Origin of the sequence: Oceanicella actignis (assembly GCF_900111545.1) — a bacterium.
GTDB classification, from domain to species: domain Bacteria; phylum Pseudomonadota; class Alphaproteobacteria; order Rhodobacterales; family Rhodobacteraceae; genus Oceanicella; species Oceanicella actignis.
In genome coordinates, this window is sequence record NZ_FOHL01000002.1 from 549,568 (window position 1) to 558,057 (window position 8,490).

General features: G+C 73.8%; 9 protein-coding genes and 1 pseudogene. 7 read left to right on the plus strand and 3 right to left on the minus strand.

What is annotated here, in order from left to right; all coding sequences use genetic code 11:
* Positions 1 to 9: 9 nt before the first annotated feature.
* The 3 genes from BMW67_RS05220 to BMW67_RS05230 form a co-directional block, all read right to left on the minus strand.
* The gene (locus BMW67_RS05220) at positions 10 to 438 is read right to left on the minus strand and encodes an SRPBCC family protein (RefSeq protein WP_072745634.1); all 429 of its coding nucleotides are present in this window, start codon (positions 436 to 438) and stop codon (positions 10 to 12) included.
* A gap of 236 nt (positions 439 to 674) precedes the next feature.
* Positions 675 to 1,658, minus strand: a complete 984-nt coding sequence (locus tag BMW67_RS05225; RefSeq protein ID WP_072745633.1) for a YVTN family beta-propeller repeat protein — start codon at positions 1,656 to 1,658, stop codon at positions 675 to 677.
* A gap of 4 nt (positions 1,659 to 1,662) precedes the next feature.
* The gene (locus BMW67_RS05230; RefSeq protein WP_072745632.1) at positions 1,663 to 2,886 is read right to left on the minus strand and encodes an ABC transporter substrate-binding protein; all 1,224 of its coding nucleotides are present in this window, start codon (positions 2,884 to 2,886) and stop codon (positions 1,663 to 1,665) included.
* Positions 2,887 to 3,208: 322 nt separating this feature from the next.
* Between BMW67_RS05230 and pedF the strand changes: the two genes are divergently transcribed.
* The 7 genes and pseudogenes from pedF to BMW67_RS05265 form a co-directional block, all read left to right on the plus strand.
* Positions 3,209 to 3,895 (plus strand): cytochrome c-550 PedF, encoded by a 687-nt coding sequence (gene pedF / locus BMW67_RS05235; RefSeq protein ID WP_072745631.1) that lies wholly within the window; start codon positions 3,209 to 3,211, stop codon positions 3,893 to 3,895.
* A gap of 67 nt (positions 3,896 to 3,962) precedes the next feature.
* Positions 3,963 to 4,907, plus strand: a complete 945-nt coding sequence (locus BMW67_RS05240; RefSeq protein WP_245728456.1) for a substrate-binding periplasmic protein — start codon at positions 3,963 to 3,965, stop codon at positions 4,905 to 4,907.
* Between the two features lie 38 nt (positions 4,908 to 4,945).
* On the plus strand, positions 4,946 to 5,761 hold the full coding sequence (locus tag BMW67_RS05245) for a quinoprotein dehydrogenase-associated SoxYZ-like carrier (protein WP_072745630.1): 816 nt from the start codon (positions 4,946 to 4,948) through the stop codon (positions 5,759 to 5,761).
* Positions 5,758 to 6,831: a quinoprotein relay system zinc metallohydrolase 1 gene (locus BMW67_RS05250; protein ID WP_083581045.1), complete on the plus strand. Its 1,074-nt coding sequence runs from the start codon at positions 5,758 to 5,760 to the stop codon at positions 6,829 to 6,831. The genes BMW67_RS05245 and BMW67_RS05250 overlap by 4 nt, the downstream gene beginning before the upstream one ends.
* A 60-nt stretch (positions 6,832 to 6,891) precedes the next feature.
* Complete coding sequence (locus BMW67_RS05255; protein ID WP_072745629.1) at positions 6,892 to 7,428, plus strand: SRPBCC family protein; 537 nt, start codon at positions 6,892 to 6,894, stop codon at positions 7,426 to 7,428.
* Positions 7,429 to 7,463: 35 nt separating this feature from the next.
* Positions 7,464 to 7,952 carry a (2Fe-2S)-binding protein gene (locus BMW67_RS05260; RefSeq protein ID WP_072745628.1) on the plus strand — a complete coding sequence of 163 codons (489 nt, stop codon included), beginning with the start codon at positions 7,464 to 7,466 and terminating at the stop codon, positions 7,950 to 7,952.
* Positions 7,953 to 8,085: 133 nt separating this feature from the next.
* Positions 8,086 to 8,490, plus strand: a pseudogene (locus BMW67_RS05265) (xanthine dehydrogenase family protein molybdopterin-binding subunit); the annotation flags it as partial.

The window sequence follows — 8,490 nt, forward strand, 5'->3', positions numbered from 1 at the left end:
GCGCCCCGCTCACGCCGAGAACCGGTCCCTGATGGCCGCAAGACCCGCCTCGTAGACGGCCGCGACCACGCGGTCGGCCTCCTCGGCGTCGGGAATCGCCGGCTCGAAGCTGGCCGACCAGAAGACCCGGCAGCCCTTGCCGCGGGCGAAGACGGTGAAGGTGGACAGGTAGTCCTCGACCGGCAGCGGCCCCTCGACGATCTCGTAGCGGTAATGATGAGGCCCCTGCTCGACCAGCCGCTCGAGCATCAGCGCCCCGTCCGCCAGGCGCAGATGCCGGTGCAGGTCGCCGTCCAGCTCGACCAGCTCGCAGCTCTCGACCAGCGGGTGCCAGTCGGCGATGGCGCCGAAGCCGCCCACCTCGGCCCACACCCTCTGCGCGTCCGCATCGAGATCAACCCAGCGCTCGACCCTGTCCCGGGGTTCGCGATCGCTCATGCCCTGCTCCTTTCGCCTGGCGCGCAGCGTCCGCCGCGGCGCGCGCCGTCAGGTTCCACCGCCCGCGCGCCGCGGTCAATGGCGCGCTTCGGGGCCGCGATCGGGGCGCCGCGATCCGGGGGGCGCGCCGCGCCCGCGATGCGATGCCGCAAGCGCGCAAAGCGGGCGCGAGCCTCGATCGCAACCGCCCGCCGCGGGGGCCCCGGAGCCGCCGCCGCGCGGGCCGGCCCCGCCGCTCAGGGCCGCCAGGCCGCGCCCCAGGGATAGCGGCCGACCTTGATCGTCTTGACGGCCTCGCGCGCGGCGACGTCGATCACCGTCACGTCGCCCGACACGCCGTTGGTGACGAAAAGCAGCTTGTCGTCGGGCGTCATCGCCATGTGCCAGGGGCGGCGCCCGACCAGGATGTAGTCCAGCACCTTGCGGCCCGGCACGTCCACCACCGCGACGTGGTTCGCCGGGCCCAGCGCGACGAAGGCCAGCGAATCGTCCGAGGTGATCTTGAAGCCCACCGGCTGGATGAGGTCGGGGTTCACGCCGCGGATCTCGAATCCGATCTTGCCCAGAAGCGCCTGGGTGGCGGCGTCGAACACGCTGATCGTGCCGCCGATCTCGGACGAGACCCAGAGCTGCTTGCCGTCATGGGTGAACTCGGCGTGGCGCGGGCGCTGATCGACCAGCGTGTTGGCGAAGATCCGGTGCGTGTCCGCGTCGATCCAGTGCGCCATGGACGAGGTTTCCGAGGTGACGATCACCACCTTGCCGTCGGGGCTGACCGCCATGCCCTCGGGCTCGACCCCGACGTCGATCTGCGCCAGCACCGTGCGCGCGGCGGTGTCCACGACGGTGGCCACGGCGTCGTCCTCGTTGGCGATGTAAAGGCGCCGGTCGTCGGGGTGCAGGATGAACTGCTCGGGGTCCTCGCCCGAGGGCAGGTTGTGCAGCAAGGCGCCCGTCTCGGGGTCGATGACCTGCACCGCGTCGGAATCCGAGGCGCAGACATACAGCCTGGAGTAGTCGCGCGAGAAGGTGACGCCGCGCGGGCGCTCGCCCACGGGGACGGTGCGCGTGACCGACAGCGACTCGACGTCGATGACCGAGATCGCGTCGTCCTTCTCGTTCGTCACCCAGATCTCGGCGCCTTGCGCGCCGGCGGGCGCAAGCGCCGTCAGCGGCGCCAGGGCGACAAGCAGCGACGCAATGCGCGCGCGGATGCTCATGAGGTCATTCTCCCTTGTCTTCGAAGGCCGCGCAGCCGGCCTCGGGTTGATCGTAGCCGAGCGTGTCGAGCTCGGTGACGCGGTGCAGGAACCCCTCGATCGGCGCCTGCGCGACCAGCGCGCGCGGATGCGTCAGCGGAATCGGCTGGCGCAGCTGGCCGTTCCACGGGCGGAAGCTGAGCTTGCGGCCCTTGAAGCCGCCCATCTCGAAGGCGCCCGACAGAAGATGCGCGCGCAGCGCCCGCGGATCGTGCGGATCGCGCCCCGCGGCCAGGCGCGTGACCGCCTCGCCCACCGCGCGCGCCGCCGCCCAGGCGGCGTAGTCCTCCGAGGTCATGTCCCGCCCGGCCAGATCGCGAAAGCGCGACTGCAGCTGCGCCGCGCCCCAGGCCTCGACCGGGCGCGACCAGGCGACGGGCTCCATGCCCTCGGTGCCGGCGACCGGGCGCGGGCTGAAGGTGTTGTAGGGGATGTAGCGGTCCCAGTCGTCGGCCTCGTCGGCCAGGATCAGCACGTCGTGCTCGGGCGCCTGGGTCAGCAGCGGCGCCTCGGACGAGGCGGTGCGGCGGATGTCCGCGTCCAGCGGCCATTCGCGCCGCTCGACGATGCGGGCGCCGAACTTGGCCGCCGCGCGCGCCATGGCGTCGGCGAAGGCGCGGTCCCGCGCGCCGCGGCCCTCGATCACGAACCAGCGCGTCCAGCGCTTGCGCACCAGGAACTGGGCCAGCGCGTCGGCCAGCATGGCGCGGCTGGGGATCGTGTGCAGCACGTTGGCACGGCAGGCCCCGCGGCGCAGCGCGTCCTCGCGCGCGGCGGCGTTGAAGATCAGCGCCCCCGCCGCCTCGGGCATGTCCGCGAGGGCGAGCAGATCCTCGGCCGGGGCGTTCGCGATCACCGGCGCGCCGCGCGCCAGCGCCGCGCGGGCGGCGGCGGCGAAGTCGCCCTCGGGCGGGACGACGAATTCGCTCAGCCGCCAGCTCTGGCCCAGAAAGCGCCCCATCGCCGCGTTGTCGGCCACCCCCAGCCGCGCCCCCGCCAGGCCCAGATCCGCGGGGCGCGGGTCGAGATTCGACAAGACCGGCCTGGGCGCGGGCGCGCGTTCCAGATAGACGATCTCGAACGCCTCGGCGTCCTGCGCCGCCGGCGCGCGCGCCGCCCCCAGCGCCAGCGCGGCGCCCAGCAGCAGCCGGGCGGCCCCGCGCGTCTTCGCCCCGATCCAGCTCGTCATCCTTCCTCCGCCCTCGACATCGGGGGCGCACGCGCGCCCCTCGTCCACCTTGCCCGCGGCGCCGCTTCGTCAAGCGCGCGCCGGCGCGCGGCGATCATGTCGCGCGCCTGCGCGCGCGGCCATCGCCCTGCGCACCTCGCGCGTGGGGGCATCTTGCGCGCCTTCGCGCGTGGGGGCGATACGACGAAAGAACGGCGCCGCCGCGCCCGCGCCGCAACCAAAGTTCAATGGCGCAACCATGGCCGGCGCCCCTAGATGAACGCAACGGAAACCGACCCCGCCGGCCCACCGCCGCGCGGTCCAGATCCAGGGAGGATCAGCCTTGCCACACCGCCGCCCCGCGGCCCGCGCCGCGCTCGCCCTCGTCCTCGCCGCCGCCGCCACCGCCGCGCATGGTCATGGCGACGTCGCTCCGCAACCCGTCGAGACGGGCTCGCTGCCCGATCTGGGCGAGGAGTGGCTGGACGAGAACCCCTACCGCTCGATGGGCCGCGAGGTGCTGGAAGAGGCCGTGCGCATCGGCGCCTCGGGCTTCAACCAGAACTGCGCGCGCTGCCACGGGCTGGGCGCGGTGTCGGGCGGGCTGGCGCCGGACCTGCGCTATCTGAGCGCCGATTTCGACGGCGACGAGTGGTTCGTCGAGCGCTTCCGCCACGGCTACACCCAGAACGGCATCACCAAGATGCCCGCCTTCGGCGAGCTGCTGGGCCAGAAGGCGGCCTGGGCGATCCGCACCTATATCGAGACGCGCCCCGACAACGAGGCGCTCGAGCCGCATGCCGAGCGCCTAAGGCAGATCCGCGACGAGCTGGCCGCCGGCGTGGACGACGCGCGCGCCGCGCAGCTGCGCGCCGAGCTCGAGGCCATCGCCGAGCAGATCCCCACCCTGTCGGGCGCCGAATACGCCGACTCGCCCGCGCGCGAGGCGGCGCTGGCCCTGGCCGAGGGGGCGGCGGGCGCGCACAAAGCCGCCGAGCAGCTGACCATCGGCCTTTCCGCCTCGCATTGAGGCGCGCGCGGGCCGGGGCGACCAAGGCGCCATTGACCGGCCCGCCCCGCGGACGGAGAATGCGCGCATGAGCGACGGGCGCAAGAGGAACGGCATGGCCGCGCGGAACGGACCGAGGGACGGGCGGCGGCGCTTCGTGCTGGGCGCGGCGGCGGCGCTTGGCGCGGGGCTGGGCGCGGGGCTGGGCGCGCCGGCCGCGGGCCGCGACAGGCCGCAGAACGCCGGGCGCGACGTGGTCGGGCAATCGCTCGACCAGATCGTCGAGCGCGGCTGGATCGAGATCGGCGTCTATGACGCCTTCCCCCCGTGGTCCTACGAGCAGGACGGCCGCGCCGAGGGCGTGGACGTCGAGATCGGGCGCCTGATCGCCCGGGCGCTGGACGTCGAGCCGCGCTTTCGCCTCGTCGGCGCCGACGAGACCGTGGACGACGACCTGCGCAACCACGTCTGGAAGGGCGACGTGATCGAGCGCAAGGTGGTCAACGTGCTGATGCACGTGCCCTACGACCGCGAATTCGCGCTGCGCAACGATCTGGCCGTGATCACGGGGCTCTACATGACCGAGACGCTGGCCATCGCCTGGCGGCGCGACGCCTTTGAGCCGAACGAGAAGCCCACCCCGGCCTATTTCCGCTACGCCACGGTGGGGGTCGAGACCGACTCGATCGCGGACCTCTACCTTCTGGGCGCGGCGCGCGGCGCCCTGCAACAGAACGTGCGCCACTACCCCAGCACGGCCGCCGCCATGGCCGCCATGGCCGCCGGCGAGGTGCCCGCCGTGATGGGGCCGCGCGGCCAGCTCGAGGCGGCGCTGACCGAGGGCATGGCCGTGCACGCGCCGCCCCTGCCGGGGCTGGCGCGCCCCTCCTGGCCGCTGGGGGTCGCGGTGCGCCACACCTACCGCGCGCTGGGCTACGCCGTGAACGACGCCGTGCGCGCCGCGGTCGAGGACGGGCGCGTCGCCGCCATCTTCGCGCGGCGCGGCCTGACCTACGCGCCGCCTGTCTGGTGACGCGCCCCCCGGACCCGAGCCGGAGAAGGAGAGACGCCATGACGCCCGCACCCCGCACCCGCGCCCCCGCCGCGCTGGCCGCGCTGGCCGCCCTGGCCGCGCTGACGGCCGCCGCGCCCGCGCGCGCGCTCGACGCGCCCCGCGTCAAGCTGGACGATCCCTTCGCCAGCGGCATGTGGGACTACCACCAGATGATGCTGCTGGGCGATCCCGACCGCATCGCCTTCGACGATCGCGTGCGCGTGCTGGCCCCCGCCTCGGCCGAGGACAGCTTTCACGTTCCCGTGCTGGTCGACGCGCGCGCGCTGGGCGATGTCGAGATGATCGTGGTCAGCGTCGATTACGGCCCGATCCCGCACATCCTCACCTACCGCCCCGGCGGGGCCGAGCCGCGCATCGCTCTGCGCTTCAAGATCGACCAGGCCACGCCCGTGCGCGCGGCCGCCCGCACCGCAGACGGCGCATGGCATGTGGGCGGCGCCTATGTGGACGCCGCCGGCGGCGGCTGCACCGCGCCCGCCGCCGCCTACGCCACCGACGACTGGGCCGACCGGCTGGGCCAGGTGCGCGGGCGCGTCTGGCCCGACAGCGGACGCGTGCGCTTCGTCGTCGACCATCCCATGGACACGGGCCTTGCTGACGGCATCCCCGCCTTCTTCATCGAGACCCTGACCGTCGCCCCCGACGGCGGCGCCGCGCCCGCGCGCATCGAGCTGCACGAGCCGGTCGAGGAAGACCCCGCATTCACCCTGTTCTGGCCCCCGGGCGCGATCCGCGAAGCCGCGCTGCTGGAGGGGCGCGACAACAACGGCAACGAGATCCGCGCCGAGCTGCGCGCGGCGGTGGGCCAATGAGCCCGCGCCGCCCCCGATGCGCGCCGCGCCGCGCCGCCCCCCGGCCGGCGCGCGGCGGGCCCGACGCCGCCGCCGCCCCCGCCGCCCCGGCTGCGTTGTCGCGCCGCCAGGCGCTGCGCGGGGCGGCGGCCCTTGGCGCGGCGGGCCTCGCGGCGGGCGCGCTGGGCGGCGCGGCGCCGCTCTGGGCCGAAGCGCGGCGCGCCTATGCGCTCGAGCCGCGCCAGGTCGCCGCCGGCATCTGGATGATCGAGGGCCGGCGCGAATACTTCTCGGCCGAGAACGGCGGCGCCATCGTCAACTGCGCCCTGATCGAGACCGACGAGGGCGTCCTGGCCGTCGATCTCGGCCCCTCGCTGCGTTACGGCGAAGAGCTGCGCGCCGCCGCGCTGCGCGCCACGGGCAGGCCCGTCTTCGCCGCCCTCGTCACGCATCAGCACCCGGACCACTTCATGGGCGCGCAGGCCTTCGCCGACCTGCCCGTGCTGGCGCTGGCCGAAACGCAGCGCCAGATCGCCCTGCATGGCGACTCCTACGCCGACAACATGTATCGCCTGCTGGGCGACTGGATGCGGGGCTCCGAAGCCACGCCGCCCAACGCGGTCGTCGAGCCGGGCGAGGTCGCGCTGGGCGGCCGCCCCTTCCTGGCGCTGGCCCTGTCGGGGCACACGCCGGCCGATCTGGCGCTGCTCGACCGGCGCACGGGCACGCTGATCGCCGGAGACCTCGCCTTTCTCGACCGCGCGCCGACCACGCCAGACGCCGATCTCGACGCCTGGCGGCGCAGCATCGAGCAGCTGGCCGCGCTCGACGCCGCGGCGACGCTGCCGGGCCATGGCCCGATCGACCCCGAAGGCCGCGCGCTGCGCCAGACGCGCGCCTATCTCGACTGGCTCGACGGCGCGCTGCGCGACGGCGCCGAGCGCGGGCTCTCGATGCCCGAGCTCATGGCCGCGCCGCTGCCGCCCGAATTCGCGGCCATGGGCGTGCAGCCGGACGAGTTCGCGCGCTCGGTCGTTCACCTTTATCCCGCCTATGAGCGTGCGGCCATGCCGCGCGCCGATCACGGCTGATCCCCGCCCGCGCCGGCCGCTCATGGCCGCGCCGCGGCGCACTTGCAAGGAAAGACGCGCATGGAACTCAAAGGCTCCCGCATCATCAAGGCCCCCCGCGCCCAGGTCTGGGCCGCGCTCAACGATCCCGAGGTGCTGCGCCAGTGCATCCCCGGCTGCCAGGAGCTGACCGGCAGCCCCGAAGAGGGATTCGAGGCCACCGTCACGCAGAAGGTCGGCCCGGTGAAGGCCACCTTCAAGGGCGCGGTGCAGCTGTCGGACGTGGTCGAGGGCGAAAGCTACCGCATCTCGGGCGAAGGCAAGGGCGGCGCGGCCGGCTTCGCCAAGGGCGCGGCCAATGTGCGCCTGAGCGACGTCGAGGAGGGAACCGAGCTCACCTACGAGGTCGAGGCAAGCGTCGGCGGCAAGCTGGCGCAGCTGGGCTCGCGGCTGATCGACGGCTTCGCCAAGAAGATGGCCGATCAGTTCTTCACCCGCTTCAAGGAGGTCGTCGAGGGCCCCGATGCGCAGGCCGAAGCCGAGGCCGAAGCCGCCGAGGGCGCGGCCGAGGGCGACGCGCCGAAGAAGAAGAGCTGGCTGAGCCGCATCACCGGCTGAGCCGTCGCGCGGCAGGGAACAGGGAGACGGAACGCATGACGATCGTATCGATGCGGGTGAACGGGCGCGCGGTTGCGGGCGAGGTGGAGGACCGGACGCTTCTGGTGGAGTTTCTTCGCGAGGGACTTTCGCTGACGGGGACGCATGTGGGGTGCGACACGTCGCAATGCGGGGCGTGCGTGGTGCATGTGAACGGTTCTGCGGTGAAGTCGTGCACGATGCTTGCGCTCGAGGCGCAGGGGGCGGAGGTGACGACGATCGAGGGGATGGCGGCGCCGGACGGCTCGCTTGGGGTTATCCAGCGGGCGTTCCAGGAGCATCACGGGCTTCAGTGCGGGTTCTGCACGCCGGGGATGGTGATGAGCGCGGCGGCGCTGTTGCGCGAGAACCCGTCGCCGAGCGAGGCGGAGGTTCGGGCGTATCTGGAGGGGAACATCTGCCGCTGCACGGGGTATCACAACATCGTGAAGGCGATTCTGGCGGCGGCCGAGGAGCTGCGCGCGGCGCCCGCGGCGGCCGAGTGAGGCGGCGGCCGGGCCGCGGAGGGGCCCGGCGGGGAAGGCGGGGCGGCGCGCGGCGCCGCCCGGGGCCCGCGGCGCGGCCGCGGGCGGGAAGATGGGCGGGCGCCGAGCGCGGCCCGCAAGGGAGGACGAGCGAATGCCGAAGGATTTCGGGATCGGGGCCGCGTCGAAGCGGCGCGAGGACGTGCGGTTCCTGACGGGGAACGGCAAGTATGTGGACGACATAAACCTGCCGCGGCAGGCCTATGTGCATTTCCTGCGCTCGCCGGTGGCGCATGGGCGCATCCGTTCGATCGACGTTTCGGCGGCGGCGGCGGCGCCGGGGGTGCTGCGGGTGTTCACGGGCGAGGACTTCAAGGATGTGGGCGGGCTGCCCTGCGGCTGGCAGGTGACGGACAAGCACGGCCAGCCGATGAAGGAGCCGCCGCACCCGGTGCTGGCGCAGGGCAAGGTGCGCCATGTGGGCGACCCGGTGGCGGCGGTGGTGGCCGAGACGCGGGCGCAGGCGCGCGCGGCGGCCGAGCTGATCGCGCTCGACATC